This window comes from Streptococcus infantis, from assembly GCF_047460405.1.
Taxonomy (GTDB): Bacteria; Bacillota; Bacilli; order Lactobacillales; family Streptococcaceae; genus Streptococcus; species Streptococcus infantis_Q.
In genome coordinates this window covers 55868-73097 of the sequence record NZ_JASHGH010000013.1, presented here as the reverse complement: position 1 = coordinate 73097, position 17230 = coordinate 55868, and the positions used below count along the sequence as shown (strand labels likewise).

Here is a 17230-nt window from a genome sequence, read left to right as displayed (position 1 = left end):
CATATGAATCTTTCTAATGAGTTGTTTTGTCGCTTTTCATTATAGGTCATATGGGACTTTTTTTCTACAACAAAATAGGCTCCATAATATCTATAGGGGATTTACCCACTACAAATATTATAGAGCCTCTTATTTTTACCACTTATTGATCCATAAAAGGGCACGCTAAAAAACACCTCATCTGGTATTTTTTGAAACAAGGTGTTACAATAATACGGCATAGATGACCTTATCGATTTTGGGTCAAAGAGTAATCGTAAAGTTTGTTATGCGTAATGAGGTAATACATTGTTCGAATGAGACGATGTATAGAGGCAATCGCATGTGGCTTGGTTGAAGCTATTGTCGATTGTCTTTTTCGTTTCTCATAAAAGTCGGCGATATGGCAGGGATTGGTATGACTAGCTGAAGCGATGTTATGAATGCACTTGAACAAGATTTTTCTGCATAGGGATTACCTCACTTAGTAATGTGTTCCTTGGCGAGAAAGTTCCCAGATTCATAGTGTCTCAGGTCAATGCCAATAAAAGCATTGATTTGATTGGTAGACTGAAAGCGACGAATATCTCCCAATTCGCCAATGATAGATGTCGCTGTGGTTTCTGCGATGCCAGGAATTGATCGTAAGATGTCATACTCTGGTAAAGGCTGAGCTAGAGCTACCATGTCGTCTAAGACAACCTGTCTGTGCCCAGAAAGACGAAGCAATTCTTGAGCATAGTAACGATCCTCTTCAAGCATTGGGGAGATTTTCTTGACCGCACAAAAAGATTGTTTAGCGAGTTTTATAAGTTTATCAGTCAGATAAGCAATACGCTTTTCAGAGATTCGTTTGGAGGTAGATTGACAGATAATCTTACACAATTCATTTTGAGATAGGTTTAATACAAACTCTTTGCATGGAAAAGCCATCACTAAATTCCAATATTGCTCTCCAGTTGGTGTGGATAAGAGATTTTCCAATTCAGGAAAGGTGACTTGTAAGACCTTGTGTAGACGGTTTTTAGCTCTAACAATGTCTTCTGTAAGATTTTGATAGAAACGGCTTAAATCACGCAGGTGTTGATAAACTTCTTCCTGCGCATAAGTTGGTTTACGATTGAGTATAAACTGAGAATGAGCCAACTTTTCAGCGTCAATTTTGTCTGTTTTACGAACTCGCAGACTGTCCAGTTGCTTCTTAGCTTCCAGAGGATTCAGCTGTGTATAAGCGTAGCCGTATTCTTCAAGAAAGGCTCGAAGACGCCGAGAATAGACACCAGTAGCTTCAAATATAATCTCAGGGTTATGAACAGTTTTCAAGTCATTCAAAAGACGATTGAAGCCAATGGCGTCATTGAGCATAGTGTATCCATGAATCTTTTCACCGTTGACTAAAATTGCCACCTCAGAACTTGCCTTACTCACATCAATCCCAAATACTGTACGCATGATATTACCTCTTTTGTCTTGAATAATTCCGTATTTTAGTGATTTTATTTTCAATACGCGACGTCTAGCGCCAAAGAGCCCTACGACTTTACAAGACACCTCTACTTTAACATAAAGAAAAAGTAGTGAGTACTCTCTCCCGTCGGAGATTTTCTCACTACTAATCTTAGTATGTTTGTCAACTGTAGTGAGTTGATGAAAAGCTAGAGTTCCACAACTGGGAATATCTAGCTTTTTTGTGGCTGAGAATTATTTTGTCGCAGACTCTTTTTAATTTTATAGGTAGAACTATCGGGCTATACAGAAAAAGCTTGATAAGTTTTATGAAACTAAGTATACTAGAAGGTAACAAGCGTTTTCAGACGGTATATTAGGGAGTATACTTAGAAATTGAGAGGGAGATATGAGAATAAGAAAATTTCGCTTATTAATGTCCAAGTATGGCTTTAGTATTGCGATTATCCTGATAGAATTATTTCTTGTTTTCGGAATTATTCTTTACATGAGTCAGATTGCTCCGATTATTTGGGTGATTCTTGTATTTTTGATTAGCGTAGCAACCGTTATAGCGATTGTCAATCGTTCGATGTCACCTGAAAGCAAAGTGACTTGGTTGATTGTGACCTTTGTGCCGGTGTTTGGTCCACTGCTTTATCTCATGTTCGGTGAGCGTCGTTTATCGAAAAAAGAAATGAAACAGCTGAAGGAACTACGCTCCATTACTGTCCATGAAAAGAGTGAGTTTGGTCTTCATCAAGGATTAAAGGATAGAGATAAGTCTGCTTATGGGATTATCAATGCATTATTACATATGGATAGTAATGCAGAGGTGTACGAGCAGACAGATTCTCAATTTTTCTCTACTGGAGAGGCTATGTGGAGACAAATCTTAGAGGATTTGAAAAAGGCTGAGAAATTTATCTTCCTGGAATACTACATTGTCGAAGAGGGGTTGATGTGGGACAGTATGCTTGAGATTCTGGAAGAAAAGGCAGCTCAAGGAGTTGAGGTCAAGATGCTCTATGACGATATTGGTTGTATGGTGACTTTGCCTGGGGATTATACTGTTTATTTGCGTTCAAAAGGAATTGATGCTCATAAGTTTAATAAGGTGATTCCTCGTATGACCGTGGCCTATAACAATCGTGACCACCGTAAAATCTTGGTCATTGATGGGCAGATTTCCTATACTGGCGGGATTAATCTTGCAGACGAATATATCAATCAGATTGAACGTTTTGGGTATTGGAAAGATAGTGGCCTTCGTATAGACGGCCCGGCTGTTCAGGCTTTTACAAGACTATTTCTCATGAACTGGTACATCAACCGTGGTGAAATCAGTGATTTTGATCAGTATCATTTGGAAAATCAAACGCGATCTGGAGCAGGTTTATGCATTCCTTATGGAAGTGGTCCCAAGCCTATCTACCAGATGAAGGTAGGAAAAATAGTTTATCAAAATCTCATCAATCAAGCGACAGACTTTGTCTATATTACCACGCCTTACTTGATTATTGATTATGATTTGACGGAAGATATTAAAAATGCGGCCATGCGAGGGGTGGATGTGCGAATTGTCACTCCATTTGTACCAGACAAGGAGCTCATTCAACTGATAACACGAGGAGCTTATCCAGATCTTTTGTCTGCTGGTGTCCGTATTTATGAGTATACTCCTGGTTTTATCCATAGTAAGCAGATGATTGTTGATGATCGATACGCAGTTGTTGGAACTATAAATCTAGATTATCGTAGCTTGGTTCACCACTATGAAAATGCGGTTTTGTTGTACGAAACACCATCGATTGCAGATATTCGTAAGGACTTTGAAGAGATTTTTGAAGTATCGCAGGAAGTATTCCCAGGAACGATCAATCCTACCTGGTATCAAACCTTAATCAAGGAAGTGACCCAGTTGTTTGCTCCAATGCTTTAAGTGGAAGAATTAATTGAGAATAGATGATTAGAGGAAGAGGTGTAGAACCGCCTCTTTTTCTGTAAGCAGTTTCCTTGACATCTTGTTTTTTTTGCGTTATCATATGTCCATATAATATATGGGAGTCTGTGTACAGTCTGAGAGGAAGTGTTAAACTTCGACCGCACCTGATCTGGGTAATGCCAGCGTAGGGAACGATACTTAGCCGAATTATGCACCTTTTTCATATATGAAAGAGGTTTTTCTTTTTTTACAAAGAAAAACTGTAACTTAGAAGGAGGTTTTAATGAAAGCAAGCATTGCTTTACAAGTCCTGCCCCTGTCACAAGGGATTGACCGCATAGCTCTTATCGATAAGGTTATTGCCTATCTGCAATCTCAAGAAGTGACTATGGTGGTGACGCCCTTTGAAACAGTTTTAGAGGGAGAGTTTGATGAACTCATGCGCATTCTCAAAGAAGCGTTAGAAGTGGCGGGTCAAGGGGCAGATAATGTTTTTGCTAATGTGAAAATAAATGTAGGAGAGATTTTAAGCATCGATGAGAAACTTGAAAAGTATAATGAGACGGCATATTAGTCTGCTAGGATTTTTGGGTGTCTTATCCGTTTGGCAGGTGGCGGGATTCTTAAAACTCCTACCAAAGTTTATCCTACCGACACCTCTTGAAATTCTCCTGTCCTTTGTTCGTGATAGAGAATTTCTCTGGTACCATAGCTGGGCAACCTTGAGAGTAGCCTTGCTAGGTTTGATACTGGGTGTCTTGATAGCCTGTATCATGGCCGTCCTTATGGATAGTCTGACTTGGCTCAATGACTTGATTTACCCCATGATGGTAGTTGTCCAGACCATACCGACCATTGCCATAGCGCCTATCCTAGTTTTATGGTTGGGTTATGGAATTTTGCCCAAGATTGTCTTGATCATCTTGACGACAACCTTCCCTATTATCGTTAGTATTTTAGATGGTTTTAGGCATTGTGACAAGGATATGTTGACCTTGTTTAGCTTGATGCGAGCGAATCCTTGGCAAATCCTGTGGCATTTTAAAATCCCTGTCAGTCTGCCCTACTTTTATGCAGGTCTGAGGGTCAGTGTCTCCTATGCCTTTATCACAACAGTGGTATCTGAGTGGTTGGGAGGCTTTGAAGGACTTGGTGTCTACATGATTCAGTCCAAAAAACTGTTTCAGTATGACACTATGTTCGCGATTATTATTCTGGTATCGCTGATCAGCCTTCTGGGTATGAAATTGGTTGATATTAGTGAAAAATATGTGATTAAATGGAAACGTACTTAAAAGAAGCGTTTTGTAAAAAGAAAAGAGGAAATCAAAATGAAGAAAACATGGAAAGTGTTTTTAACGATTGTAACAGCTCTTCTAGCTGTCGTGCTTGTAGCTTGTGGTCAAGGAACTGCTTCTAAGGACAACAAAGAAGCAGAACTAAAGAAGATTGATTTTATTCTGGATTGGACACCAAATACTAACCACACAGGGCTTTATGTTGCCAAGGAAAAAGGTTATTTCAAAGAAGCTGGAGTGGATGTTGACTTGAAATTGCCACCAGAAGAAAGTTCATCAGACTTAGTTATCAATGGTAAGGCACCATTTGCTATCTATTTCCAAGACTACATGGCTAAGAAATTGGAAAAAGGGGCAGGCATTACAGCTGTTGCAGCAATCGTTGAACACAATACATCAGGAATTATCTCTCGTAAGTCTGACAACATCAACAGTCCAAAAGACTTGGTTGGTAAGAAATACGGAACCTGGAATGACCCAACTGAGCTTGCGATGTTGAAAACCTTGGTAGAATCTCAAGGTGGAGACTTTGAGAAGGTTGAAAAAGTACCAAACAACGATTCAAACTCGATCACACCGATTGCCAATGGCGTTTTTGATGCTGCTTGGATTTATTATGGTTGGGATGGAATCCTTGCTAAATCTCAAGGTGTGGATGCAAACTTTATGTATTTGAAAGACTATGTAAAAGAGTTTGACTACTACTCACCAGTTATCATTGCAAACAACGATTATCTGAAAGACAACAAAGAAGAAGCTCGCAAAGTCATCCAAGCCATCAAAAAAGGCTACCAATACGCTATGGAGCACCCAGAAGAAGCTGCAGATATCCTCATCAAGAATGCACCTGAGCTAAAAGATAAACGTGACTTTGTCATCGAATCTCAAAAATACTTATCAAAAGAATACGCAAGCGACAAGGACAAATGGGGACAATTTGATGCTGACCGTTGGAATGCCTTCTACAAATGGGATAAGGAAAATGGAATCCTCAAGGAAGACTTGACTGACAAAGGTTTCACTAATGAATTTGTAAAATAATGACAGAAATTAGACTAGAACACGTAAGCTATGCCTACGATGATGAGAAGATTTTAGAAGATATTAACCTACAAGTGACTTCAGGTGAAGTGGTTTCTATCCTAGGGCCCAGTGGTGTAGGAAAGACTACCCTCTTTAACCTGATTGCAGGCATTTTAGAAGTCCAGTCTGGACGAATTGTACTTGACGGTGAAGAAAATCCTAAGGGGCGCGTGAGCTATATGCTACAAAAGGATCTACTTTTGGAACACAAGACCGTTCTTGGCAATATCATCCTGCCCCTCTTGATTCAAAAGGTCGATAAGGAGGAAGCCATTGCCCGTGCAGACGAAATCCTTGCTACCTTTCAGTTGACGGCTGTACGGGATAAGTATCCTCATGAGCTTAGTGGTGGGATGCGCCAGCGTGTGGCCTTACTCCGCACTTACCTTTTTGGGCATAAGCTCTTTCTTCTAGACGAGGCCTTTAGCGCTTTGGATGAGATGACTAAGATGGAACTCCACGCTTGGTATCTGGAGATTCACAAACAGCTAGGCCTGACGACACTCATCATTACGCATAGTATCGAGGAGGCCCTTAACCTTAGCGATCGTATCTATATCTTGAAAAATCGCCCTGGGCAGATTGTTTCAGAAATTAAACTAGATTGGTCTGAAGACGAGGACAAGGAAGTCCAAAAAATTGCTTATAAACGTCAAATCTTTGCAGAATTAGGCTTAGATAAGTAGAAAAATAGGGAGTTGGTGATGTTGAACTTTGCCAGCTCTTTTTTCTTTTAAAAATGAGAAAATTTCGGTATAATAGTCAATTATACCGAAATCATTCTATAATCGTTGATACATAAGGGTTTTATGTATCGCTTTTTTTATTTTGTGGACTTTTTTAAGAACTTTTTATTTTTTCGAGGGCAGTTTCAAAGAATGAGACTGCTCTTTTTTGGTTTTCTTTTGATAAATGGCTGTAAGTGTCCATAGTTACAGATATTTTTGCATGGCCAAGACGTGTCTGTATTTCCTTGTATGGCAGGCCAGCATTAAGCAAGATACTAGCGTGAGTGTGTCGGAAAGCATGAAAGCCTAAATCAGTACAGTTAGCGTTTTTTAAGTGCTTATGTAGGCGATAATCAACCTTTCGAGTATTGACATAGTTGTCAAAGCTATCAGAGAATACTTTCTCATAGGTTAAGCCAATATTTCTACCGTTTTCTGCTTGTCTTGCTCGGTAGAGACGAAGCATGAGTACTGTTTTATGATCGATATCTAGAACTCTGTAGCTTGATTTTGTCTTAGGACTGTTTACCTGGTTTAAAATATTGAGTGTTTTGTTAATATCGATCGTTCCGTTCTGCAGGTCAATATCAGACCATTCCAGGGCAAGACATTCACGGATGCGCAGTCCAGTAGCTAGGAGCGTTTTATAAAGCACAGTATCATAGAAATTGACAAAGGTATTCTCCAGGTTATCGAGATAGGAGAGGAAGTTTTTAAGTTCCTGATCTTGAAAGTATTTAATTTCTTGCTTATCTCTTGTTATCTTTCTAGGAATGACAACATCACGAGCAGGGTTATTATCCAATGCCTGGATAGAAACTCCATACTGTAGAATACGTTTATTTAAGGCGTGAAGGTGATTGTATTCTTTATACCCCGTTCCGTCCTGATTGTACTCATCCGCCCACTTATTTACCTGAGTTTGGATAATAACAGGAGTAAGTTTATCTAGTTTGTAAGTACCAAATGAGGGCAAGAGGTAATTATTTAAGCAGCCTTTTATCTTTATCTGCGTGTTAGTTTTTATGGTATGCTGGTAGGTTTGCCAAAATAAGTCCACAAGTTCGCTATAGGTTGTTATATGTGAGCGTTGTTTCCGTGTCGAGCCGTTTTTCTCAAATTCTACCTTAACCTGGGTGGCCTTGTTTCTGAGTTCTTTCTTTGTTCGTGCTGATATGGTAGTCTTGACCTTCTTACCAGTTACAGAATCGATACCAAGATAGATACTGGAGCGGTAGACTGCTGATCCGTCTTTTTTCGTGTGTTGTGTAATTTTCATGGTTTTAACTCCTTTTCCATCAGCAGGCAAGCAATTAGAAAAGGTTTTGAGTTTATACCATGCGAGGAGCTACGAGAACCCCTCTATTTTCGATTTTAAGCAGTCAGACGGTAAATAAATACCAGAGTATGAAACAAGGCGGATATGGGGCTTATATGAGCAATAGAAAAAGTGCATCAACTAAAAAGCTGATACACTTATTTTCTTGTTGTAACCCTGACCTATATAGAGATACAGGCATAGAGCAGTGTAACCCAAAAGGGTTTCTTTTACGATTAAGAAATATAATATCACTTTTTAGAAATTTTTACAAGTGTTTTAACAAAATTTATGTAGATTTCTACAATTTTCGGATTTTGTTTGTAGTAATATTCATGTTTTTTAGCACGTTTTGCAATTTTGATAAATTCTTTAAAACGCTGTTTTCCTAGTGCTTTACTACAATATTCACGATGCAATACTACGAGGGAAAATATATCATGTATTTTACGATATTTTATAATATCCCGAGAGATATTAAGCATAGAAGCAAGAGAAGTAATAGAACTTGAAGGGGATAGTGTTTGCTCTAACACATCCACCAGTATAACATTGCTATGGGCGCAAGCATTACGAATATGGCGAGCATATTTCCCTAACTGCTTCGCTTTTTTTAGCCGTTTATTACTTGGATATTTATCACAGTACATTTCAACCAAGTAGCATAGATTCCCAAAGTCCATGACTTCAATCAATACCCATATAGGGATATCATTTTTATGTTTGATATAAACGTTTTTTAGGTAATGATTTTTTGATAAAGCGTTTTTAGTATTTGTAAACCCTATAGGATTATAGACAGCATAATCCTTTACTATATCGTATCCATCAACTTTTGGATTTTTCGTTATAACATCCATTAGAGCAGTTTTGATACTATGTTCAACGTCCAGACAAATATCCATTAGGAAGTAACGTATCTGCATATCAATTACAGCCAGGTCAGCTAACGTCGCAAATTCTATATTATATTTACCATCTATTTTATTGAAAAGTTTTCGATAGCTCGATATTTTATAGTAGTAGTTCCGTGTTTGTAATATATCTTTGGCAGTGTTCTGATCAAAAATATTGAACAGAATACCATTTGCGACCATCTTATCTATCAATGCTTGGTAGCTTAAGAGTTGCTTTCTTTTATCGTTCATTATTCTCCTTTCTGTTAATCAAACCTTCAAATTCCCTCCATTTTCGCACATAATACCTGAAAAATCAGATTATTATTGGCGGAGATAGGTTTTAGATAATCTTCTCAAAAACCATTGTAGCCTGGATACGGTCACCACCACCCAGTCCTTTGCTTCCACCATTGGCGGTTGTGATGGTATGTAGGCGATAACCTTTTGAAGCTTGTTTATTGATAACATCTTCTAATTCTGTAAGGTTTCCTGATCCAGTGCCGAAAAACTTTTCTTTCAAAGTTACCTGGAGTACAACGTAGTGTAGTCCATTTGCTCCAGAAGCAGTGGAAAAACTTCCTTCTTGTTTTACAGTGTCAAAAAATCCCATGGGGATTACTCCTTTTCGTTGTCTATTTCAGATAGTTTTTTAACTAAATCAAAAGTTATTTTTTTATCATAATCATTTAAAGAAATATAGTTGATTAAAATATCTGCAAAATTTGTATTTTTCTCTTTATCAGCATTTATTAGTTCTTCAATTGTAAGCATATACGATTGGCTATGATTAAGCAATCCTTTTACAAAATTGTCATATTTTACAGGATTATTTATATGTTCTTCAACGTTTTTGTACGCTGAACTAAGTTCATTTATTTTTTCAATATCTATATCATTAAGTAATTTTTTAAATTCTTTACTTTGGATTATTTTTAAAATATTTTGTTCATCTTCGTGCCCTAATAAGTAAGCGACACTTACTCCGAAGTGATCAGCTAAAGCTGACCATATATTTTCATCTCTAGGTTTTCTAATTTCATTTTCGTAGTACATTAATTGACTATCGGATACTGTTATATCGTATTCTTCTTTCAAAATGTTTTTGAGTTTATTTAAAGATATTTTTTCTTTCTCCCTCAGTTCTTTAAGTTTAATTTTCATGTGATACCACCTAATTCAAGTACTTTTTGAATTGATTATATCATAGTAAAAAAATATTATCTACAAAAAATTCTCAAAAAAAGAACAAAAACGCTTGACATTCTCAAAATAAGATTATATAATCAATTTGTTCTTGAAATGAGAATAAAAAGGAGAAAGGAGAAAGAAAAATGCTTATCACACAAGAACAGGCGAAAGCATTAAGGAGGAAAAAAGCTGATTTGCAACTAAAAAATTATGAACTAGCTCTAGAAATTGGTGTAGCGTCTAGAACAGTTCCTAAAATTTTGAAGGGAGATTATAAAGCGCCCAAAAGAATATATGCTAGTGTTATGGAATGGCTTGCCAAAGATTATTAGAAAGGAGCGAACTAATCGAAATACTACTCTACATTTACAGATTTCTCATGTGGTGCTTTACCACTGGGGATTGATAAACGGATCTAGCTAAATATTCGCTAGTGTAATTTGCTTGCTACCTATAGCAGTATCAAGGGTTTGTAGGGGTTTATTCTCTCCTAAATTTTCCCTACCTCAATGATTTACTTTGGTACTGTTTTAGGTGGCAAGCACTGACAAAAGAAGAAAGGAGTGAACCAATGGAACTGGTTTACATGGACGGCAAGAAAGAGCCGTATACTACGAGCGAGATTATCGCTGAATGTGCTGAAGTACAGCACCATACTATTACACGCTTAGTCAGAGACAATAAAGCTGATTTTGAAGCGTTGGGAATACTTGGATTTAAAATCCATAAATTAGATAAGAGAGGGCAACCGAAAAAAATCTATCTTCTGAATGAGCAACAGGCAACCTTGCTGATCACTTATCTAAAGAATACCGAACCAGTACGGCAATTCAAAATGAACCTAGTCAAAGCATTCTTTGAAATGCGTGATGAACTTTCTAAACGCTATCTTCAAAGGGAACTGGAAAAGCCAAAGCGCAAGACCTTAACCGAAGCTATTCAAACATGGGAGAAAGCCCCCAAGCATGCCTATAGCACCCTGACAAACTTACTACTAAAGGGAGTGACAGGGAAGAATAAAGCGCAACTCATGAAGGAGCGAGAAAGTAAGAACGGTATTGATGGCTTGACAAGTGCAGAACTGACAAACTATCAGCGTTTGGAAGATATGGCAATAGCGATGATTAACTTGAATAGGGGATATTCAGAAATTAAGGAATTAATTTTTAAAGTATAGGAGTATAGAAAATGGAAAATGAATTTAAGACAGTTACAAATGCCAAAGGGTTAGAAATTCCTAAGTATTCCAAGGATTTTAAAAAGCTAGTTGAGAAAGACAGACAACTAGCCGAATATCTTTGTATGAACTACGAGGATTTGGACAGTGAAGACCTGGGCGCATTTCTTGAAACGGTAGAGCAGGGGTTCAGCTGGATTCTGGATCTTATCGAAAGTAAAGACTTGCTTTATAAACCAAAGTCAGGTAGTAATTATGCAAAAAGAAAATAAAAAAATCACTTGCTCAAATTTTAGACGAGGCGAGCAAGCGACAAGATTAATGATATAGAAATTTTTTCTATGCTCTGATTATAGCAAAAAATATCTATTCTATCAAATACCTAAAGAAAAACCGAAGAGCAGGCAAGCAATTAGAAAAGGTTTTGAAAATCAAGTGCTGACAGGGTGATTCTAAGACCTTGTTTAGCTGAAAGATGGGTAATTCTCACGAAACACCGCTACAAGCGTTCGCCAACTTGGGGCAATCGCCCAGCGTTTGGAGTGGTGAAATAATCCAATATAGGAAAAAGGGAAAACAGACTATGACAGAAACAACATACGATATTATCGCTAAAAGCTTGGATAGAATTAGTATGGAATTACACCAAGCAGACGAAAACAATGATTTTTTGAGAATAGGACTCTTATCAGGACAATTAAAAGCTATCAAAGAAAATTTAAACCGCTTACTTTGGATTGAACTTCCTGAATTGAATGAAAATCATAAAATCGAGGCAGTCTCTAAAAGCACTACAGGAATGTTTTTCCACCCTGGTGTTTTTGAAATGGACGCTATGCGACAAGCATTCTTTAAACGCCAAGCCAAGCACTTTTTTGACAACGAAGCAGAGCAACAGGCGTATATAGAACATGCTGAAAAGGAGTATTTAGAGGCTACTATAACCTTGAAAGATATTCTTTTTAATTCTAAAAATGCTAATCGGAAAGTAAGTAAAGATCATCTTATAGAGCAGTTTGAGGAGGCAATGCAATGACACAATCAGAATTTGATAAGCTAATGACTAAAATCAAGGATAGACATCCGAACCTCTTTCAGTTCATCATTGACTTTTTAGATGATAAAGTAACTCCAGAAGAGGTGTACGACTTTCTGAAGATGGAGCACAGCTATCAAGTGAATTATATCAAGAATTACCAAGCGAGGGCATAGCATGAATGAACTAGATTTAAGCAATACACAGGCGCTTATTTTTACCGTGATATTGGTTGGCTTTCTCATGTATCTAAACCACCGAGACCGTCAAAAAAGCGCCCAAATTGAGCGAGAAAGTACACAGACAATAGAAACACCTAGCGAGGATTTAAGCCCTGATTATGGGCGATATATTCAGCTTGCAGGGGTTAAGCCATGGGGGTACTAAGATGTTTGAAAAAATGATTGAAGATTTAAAGTCTAAGATTTTGGAAGCAGTGGAACGGTATTTAAAAAGTCATGAGAAAGTACCTCAAAAAAGATTAGATTTAATCAGCAAGGTGGAACTAAAGGAAGAACTGGGCATAGGAGATAAAACCTTGACAAAATGGGAATGTGCAGGACTACCGCAGTATATACCGCCTATTGAAGATACTAGAAAAGCGTATTATAAAATCTCAGATGTTTTAAAGTTTTTGGGGGTAGATGATGGCAAAGACTAAAATATATTTTTGGTTAAAAGTTGATAAGAAGTTTTTTGATAATCTTTTTATTAAGCGACTTAAAAATATGCCTGGTGGCTACACTATGACAGTGATTTATATCCGTCTTATGTTGGAAAGTTTAGAAGATGATTGTATTTTGTACTATGAAGGATATTTTGATAGTTTGGTACAGGAATTAGCTTTAAAACTGGATGTTTCTGAAGATGATATAAATATGACAGTTGCATATTTTACAAAATGTGGACTGATTCAGATAGACGATGATGGCCATGCTACATTATCGCAAGCAAAAGCCATGGTTGAGAGTGAAACAAACTGGGCGAAATATAAGCGAGACCAAAGAAAAAATAGTCAGGATTTACCAAAATTGGAGAATGTCCAAAATAAAAAGACTATTTCCAACTCATGTCCAACAGAGATAGAGAAAGAGAATAGAGTTAATAGTAAGAGTAATAATTTATATTTAGATAATATATTGTCGGGAAATCCCGACTTCACTTTTCCTACTTGGCTTGAAGAAACAGCTATAAAAGATTTAGAGAAAACAAAACATAAAGAACTTTGGATTCCTATTGCTTATCTGAATCAAGTAGCTAATAAGCGGTATAAGTTTGTTGATAAGACAAAAAGGCTTTTACTAGCACGATTCAAGGAAGGTTATACACTGGAAGATTTTAAACAGGTGATAGATATTAAAACGGCAGAATGGAAGGATAGTCCTGAATTTTCTAAATATCTGAGACCTGAAACACTTTTCGGATCTAAGTTTGACGGTTATTTGAATCAAAAACCTAAAACCATAAAAGGGAAATCTGAAGATAACTTCCCAGACCTACCATTTTAGGAGTTGCAAAGATGAAGGAACAATTTAAAGAATTTAATAACAGAAAAATATCGGATAAAGTTTGCGATATTCACCAGGTAAATTATTGGGAAATTTCTGTACCGGTATTAGGGAGTTCAGAAAGAAAAGTACAAGCTTTTTGCCCAGAGTGCGTGAAGGGAGAGATTAAACAAAAAGAACAAGACCTATTGCAGCAGTTCGAGGACAGGCAAGCTTACTTTAAAACTTATGATGTCTTAATGCGTGATAGTACGATTCCTAACGAGTTGAAGGGGGCAACGTTTGATAATTTCTTTGTTAAGACGACAGAGGAACGTCAGATGTTAGAGTTTGTTAAGGGGCAAGCCCAGAAGTACCTTGCAGGTATGACAGGAAATACTTTAATCAGCGGTAGCACAGGAATAGGAAAAAGTCATTTATCTCTTGCACTAGCTAAAGAAATCAATGAGAGTTTCAGGGAGAAGAACGATCCTAAGAGTGTTTTATTTGTTAGCTTAACCGAGATTATCAAGCAGATAAAAGAAGGCTGGGCTTATGGAAGAAATGCAAACTTAACAGAGTATGAGGCGGTTAAAAAGCTTGTTGATGTTGATTTTCTAATCATCGATGACCTGGGGGCAAAAAATGGGACGGTAACCCCTAAGAGCGATTGGGAACAGGATTTCTTGTTTGATATTATCAATAATCGAGAAACTACGATTTTCAACACGAACCTAGATAGTAGTGAACTGCGGACGGTATACAATGCTAGAAATTCAAGTAGAATTTTGAAAGGTTTAGAAGGGAACACTTTTAAGGCTTTTACGATCAAAGATAAGAGATACACTATAAACACAGTGAGGGGAGAATATCAATGAATGATGATAAAATACGATTTGCAACAGAAAAAGGCTTTGTTGTCTACGAAAAATGTGGTATAATAGAGATAGAAAAAGTTCCAAGGTTTGGAGAGATAACTTTATTCTACTCAGATGGGAAATTTACCCATCTAGTCAAAAAAGAAACTAAAAAATAAGTCTATTGAGAACAACTCAGGGACATACCGTAAGCATATAATGCTAGTGGTATGTCCCTTTTTGTTTGCATAGAAAGGGGGTGAGTATTATGGCAGGAGATACTTCTTTAGGGTATGTGGTAGCCAATAAGTTTTCTATGGATCCAGAGAAAAGACAGAAAATCTTTTCTCAGTGTACAAAAGAAGATGATAGCTTAGAACAACGGAAACAAGAAATACTAGAAAAATATGTTAACAAACAAGACAAACCAAAATCTAGAAAAAATGATTCTAAAAGCTCGTAGAGTCATAAAAGAAAAGCTAAGAGCAAAGAATTTTAGAAAAAATTATAAACAAAAATCAGATATTAAAAGATGAAGGAGCAAAAAAATGACAACTAACTTAGCTAAACAAAAAGAAAATCTAGAAGCTTATATCCGAAGTACGGGTTATAACACTAGAGGGATGAACGTAGAAAATAATCATGTACTCATTGAAAAACCAATCCTTGATAGTTACGAAGATGAACATCAACGTAAAGAATTGGTTGATCTAGTAAATGTTATTGAGACTCGTACCCGTGGTGGGAAGTATGAAGTAACTGACTTTGAATCTGATTCATTACAAGAAGTTAGCGAAAATTCGGTTGAGAGAACAGAAGCAGATAAAAAGAAAACTATCAGCGTTGATTACTTAGTTAAATTATTCAGTGGGAAACTTGATTTTTCACAGGAGCAATTAGATGATGGCCAATATAATTTAACGGATTTTCTTGGTAAGAAGATTATTAAATTAAAACGTAGAACACGAAATAGAGAGATTGGGAAAATTCTCCAAACTGCGAAAGTGCAGACTGCTACAAGTATGGACGACTTGAAATCTATTGTTTCTTTAATCAATCCAGAGCGCAATGTATCTATGGTTGTTAGTCAATCACTATTTAGTATCTTAGAAAAAATGAAAGACACTTCAGGAAATTATCTTCTTAAAGTTGATAAAGAGACAGGAACAAGTGAAACATTCTTTGTAGATAACTTTTTAATTGTAGATGATACAACATTAGGGAATAAAGGTGACAAAAAAGGCTTTATCGGAGATCTAGAAAACTTTGTTACTTTGTTTGACCGAAAGAAAGATACACTTAGCTGGGCGGATGCGAATGACTATTTTGGGAAACGGTTGATTTTACATACCCGATTTGATGTAAAAAAAGTTGAAGAAGATTGTGGTTACTTTATTCAATGGAACTAGGAGAAAGAAATGGATATTAATCAAGTATTTGAAACACTGGATGATCTAGATAATAAAAAAAGTAAGATTAATTCAGCACGAGAACAGTTAAGCGAAAAAAGGAAAAGCCTGTTAGGCAATCAAGCAGTCTCATTTGAGAACATAGATTCTTTTTTGTCAAATAACTTAGAATCTTTAGAGCAGCTGGAAAAGATGGAAAAAGCTATTAATGCTCTTCAGGAAAAATTTGATAGTGATTTTTCAGAAGCTAATGCAGTCATCTTTGAATACATTTTTAAAGAAACTAAGCAACGGATGGAAACTAAGAAGATCTATAAACAATACCGAAAAAAACTTAGACGAATTCTGGACGCATATGATGAAATTCAAGAACTGAAGAAGGATGTAGAAGAAATCCATACAGGTGTAGTCAGAGAAATAAGTCAGAGATATTCTCTATCGCCGTATCGAACAGAAGTAAGTCCGCTTACTGTCCTACCATTCTTAAACCCTGATTCTAGCGGATGGATGAATTTTTCTAAGGAATATCGGGACATTAAAGTGTATTTAGAAAAATAGGGAACAAATTAAGTAAGGCTAGTGATATATGGCTCAAACAAAAGAAATATCGCTAGTCCTACTTTTATGCTTTACTAAGTTTCACATAACAAAGTAAGCATAAACTGAAAAGAAGTAATAGCTTGAAAGCAAGGTATATCAGGGGTTTACAGAATGGAGTGAGTTTCACAGAATGTAAGATATGAGAAACTGAGGGGATAAATTAAAGAAATTTCCCTTGAACTTGTCATATTGAAGAGTTGTCAAACTTAAAACAGCAATACCTTCTAACTTGAGTATTAGTAGGCTTTCAGCATTTTTTGTCAGTTTGACAGAATTTACAATTTGACAAATTGCAAGATAAATAATTTTTAAAATTTAAGTGGAGGTACTTACCGATGTACGAGCTGAGTAACAGAGACCTGGACGGGATAGATATTGAGTTAGGGCGATATAGAACGATTGCTAATAAAATTTATTTGAGAAGACAGGAACTGATACATAATAAGAAACATAGCACTGAAGATTATACTGGTGGGAAAGGCAAGACAGTATATAGTCCTACTGAAGCAACCATCATTAGAATTGAAGAAGACCAAACACTAAGATATTTAGAAGGCTTCAAACTAGTTGTAGATACCTTGATGGAAAACTTAATTGAAAGTGATCTAGTAATTTTTAAAATGAGATATTTAGAAGCTGGTGCGACTTGGGAAGACGTGGCAGAGAAACTAAATAAAACTACTCGTTATATAAATAGCCGTAGAAAGGTAATCGCTAAAAGATTTGTGGAATTGAAAGGATATTGACTCCCCCCCACTTTGTAAAGCATTTTCGTTGATT

23 protein-coding genes, 1 pseudogene and 1 riboswitch are annotated in these 17230 nt (G+C 36.6%); of the genes and pseudogenes, 19 read left to right on the top strand and 5 right to left on the bottom strand.

Annotation, left to right across the window (positions count from 1 at the left end):
- Positions 1 to 229: 229 nt before the first annotated feature.
- Positions 230 to 1431: pseudogene (locus QM928_RS07050) on the bottom strand (IS110 family transposase).
- A gap of 403 nt (positions 1432 to 1834) precedes the next feature.
- Here QM928_RS07050 and cls point away from each other — a divergent pair.
- The 5 genes from cls (at position 1835) to QM928_RS07025 (ending at position 6437) form a co-directional block, all read left to right on the top strand.
- Positions 1835 to 3367 carry a cardiolipin synthase gene (gene cls, locus QM928_RS07045; RefSeq protein ID WP_414294868.1) on the top strand — a complete coding sequence of 511 codons (1533 nt, stop codon included), beginning with the start codon at positions 1835 to 1837 and terminating at the stop codon, positions 3365 to 3367.
- A 108-nt stretch (positions 3368 to 3475) separates the two neighbouring features.
- Positions 3476 to 3578: riboswitch (TPP riboswitch) on the top strand.
- 75 nt (positions 3579 to 3653) lie between these two features.
- Complete coding sequence (locus QM928_RS07040; protein ID WP_311523346.1) at positions 3654 to 3944, top strand: MTH1187 family thiamine-binding protein; 291 nt, start codon at positions 3654 to 3656, stop codon at positions 3942 to 3944.
- The gene (locus QM928_RS07035) at positions 3907 to 4665 is read left to right on the top strand and encodes an ABC transporter permease (protein ID WP_311523344.1); all 759 of its coding nucleotides are present in this window, start codon (positions 3907 to 3909) and stop codon (positions 4663 to 4665) included. Before QM928_RS07040 ends, QM928_RS07035 begins: the two co-directional genes overlap by 38 nt.
- 36 nt (positions 4666 to 4701) lie before the next feature.
- Positions 4702 to 5709, top strand: coding sequence for an ABC transporter substrate-binding protein (locus QM928_RS07030; RefSeq protein ID WP_414278525.1), 1008 nt, complete (start codon positions 4702 to 4704; stop codon positions 5707 to 5709).
- Complete coding sequence (locus QM928_RS07025) at positions 5709 to 6437, top strand: ABC transporter ATP-binding protein (RefSeq protein ID WP_414294867.1); 729 nt, start codon at positions 5709 to 5711, stop codon at positions 6435 to 6437. The genes QM928_RS07030 and QM928_RS07025 overlap by 1 nt, the downstream gene beginning before the upstream one ends.
- A gap of 154 nt (positions 6438 to 6591) precedes the next feature.
- Here the strand turns inward: QM928_RS07025 and QM928_RS07020 are convergent, their stop codons facing one another.
- From QM928_RS07020 to QM928_RS07005, 4 genes are all read right to left on the bottom strand, one after another.
- Positions 6592 to 7758 carry a tyrosine-type recombinase/integrase gene (locus QM928_RS07020; protein ID WP_414294866.1) on the bottom strand — a complete coding sequence of 389 codons (1167 nt, stop codon included), beginning with the start codon at positions 7756 to 7758 and terminating at the stop codon, positions 6592 to 6594.
- A gap of 290 nt (positions 7759 to 8048) precedes the next feature.
- Entirely contained in the window at positions 8049 to 8945 is an 897-nt protein-coding gene (locus QM928_RS07015) for an Abi family protein (RefSeq protein WP_414294865.1), read from the bottom strand.
- A 91-nt stretch (positions 8946 to 9036) separates the two neighbouring features.
- Positions 9037 to 9306 carry a DUF4177 domain-containing protein gene (locus QM928_RS07010; protein ID WP_049510242.1) on the bottom strand — a complete coding sequence of 90 codons (270 nt, stop codon included), beginning with the start codon at positions 9304 to 9306 and terminating at the stop codon, positions 9037 to 9039.
- Positions 9307 to 9311: 5 nt separating this feature from the next.
- Entirely contained in the window at positions 9312 to 9857 is a 546-nt protein-coding gene (locus QM928_RS07005) for a helix-turn-helix domain-containing protein (RefSeq protein ID WP_261017462.1), read from the bottom strand.
- Between the two features lie 170 nt (positions 9858 to 10027).
- Here QM928_RS07005 and QM928_RS07000 point away from each other — a divergent pair, with 170 nt between their 5' ends.
- From QM928_RS07000 to QM928_RS06935, 14 genes are all read left to right on the top strand, one after another.
- Positions 10028 to 10216, top strand: coding sequence for a hypothetical protein (locus QM928_RS07000; RefSeq protein WP_004237029.1), 189 nt, complete (start codon positions 10028 to 10030; stop codon positions 10214 to 10216).
- 239 nt (positions 10217 to 10455) lie between these two features.
- Positions 10456 to 11061, top strand: a complete 606-nt coding sequence (locus QM928_RS06995; protein WP_060806005.1) for a Rha family transcriptional regulator — start codon at positions 10456 to 10458, stop codon at positions 11059 to 11061.
- An 11-nt stretch (positions 11062 to 11072) separates the two neighbouring features.
- Positions 11073 to 11333, top strand: coding sequence for a hypothetical protein (locus tag QM928_RS06990; protein WP_060806004.1), 261 nt, complete (start codon positions 11073 to 11075; stop codon positions 11331 to 11333).
- Between the two features lie 311 nt (positions 11334 to 11644).
- Positions 11645 to 12097, top strand: a complete 453-nt coding sequence (locus QM928_RS06985) for a hypothetical protein (RefSeq protein ID WP_261017465.1) — start codon at positions 11645 to 11647, stop codon at positions 12095 to 12097.
- On the top strand, positions 12094 to 12273 hold the full coding sequence (locus tag QM928_RS06980; RefSeq protein WP_261017466.1) for a hypothetical protein: 180 nt from the start codon (positions 12094 to 12096) through the stop codon (positions 12271 to 12273). The genes QM928_RS06985 and QM928_RS06980 overlap by 4 nt, the downstream gene beginning before the upstream one ends.
- Before the next feature lies 1 nt (position 12274).
- Positions 12275 to 12484, top strand: coding sequence for a hypothetical protein (locus QM928_RS06975; RefSeq protein WP_261017467.1), 210 nt, complete (start codon positions 12275 to 12277; stop codon positions 12482 to 12484).
- A 1-nt stretch (position 12485) separates the two neighbouring features.
- Entirely contained in the window at positions 12486 to 12758 is a 273-nt protein-coding gene (locus QM928_RS06970) for a hypothetical protein (protein ID WP_223326782.1), read from the top strand.
- A complete protein-coding gene (locus QM928_RS06965; RefSeq protein ID WP_261017468.1) occupies positions 12745 to 13605 on the top strand; it encodes a conserved phage C-terminal domain-containing protein in 861 nt (286 codons plus the stop codon). Before QM928_RS06970 ends, QM928_RS06965 begins: the two co-directional genes overlap by 14 nt.
- A gap of 11 nt (positions 13606 to 13616) precedes the next feature.
- Complete coding sequence (locus tag QM928_RS06960) at positions 13617 to 14462, top strand: ATP-binding protein (protein ID WP_414294864.1); 846 nt, start codon at positions 13617 to 13619, stop codon at positions 14460 to 14462.
- Positions 14459 to 14620, top strand: coding sequence for a hypothetical protein (locus tag QM928_RS06955; protein WP_414294863.1), 162 nt, complete (start codon positions 14459 to 14461; stop codon positions 14618 to 14620). Before QM928_RS06960 ends, QM928_RS06955 begins: the two co-directional genes overlap by 4 nt.
- Positions 14621 to 14709: 89 nt before the next feature.
- A complete protein-coding gene (locus QM928_RS06950; RefSeq protein WP_414294862.1) occupies positions 14710 to 14904 on the top strand; it encodes a hypothetical protein in 195 nt (64 codons plus the stop codon).
- A gap of 85 nt (positions 14905 to 14989) precedes the next feature.
- Positions 14990 to 15850, top strand: a complete 861-nt coding sequence (locus tag QM928_RS06945; RefSeq protein WP_414294861.1) for a phage major capsid protein — start codon at positions 14990 to 14992, stop codon at positions 15848 to 15850.
- Positions 15851 to 15859: 9 nt separating this feature from the next.
- Positions 15860 to 16408 carry a hypothetical protein gene (locus QM928_RS06940; RefSeq protein WP_414294860.1) on the top strand — a complete coding sequence of 183 codons (549 nt, stop codon included), beginning with the start codon at positions 15860 to 15862 and terminating at the stop codon, positions 16406 to 16408.
- Between the two features lie 377 nt (positions 16409 to 16785).
- Positions 16786 to 17196, top strand: coding sequence for a DUF722 domain-containing protein (locus tag QM928_RS06935; RefSeq protein WP_414294859.1), 411 nt, complete (start codon positions 16786 to 16788; stop codon positions 17194 to 17196).
- The last annotated feature ends 34 nt before the right edge of the window (positions 17197 to 17230 follow it).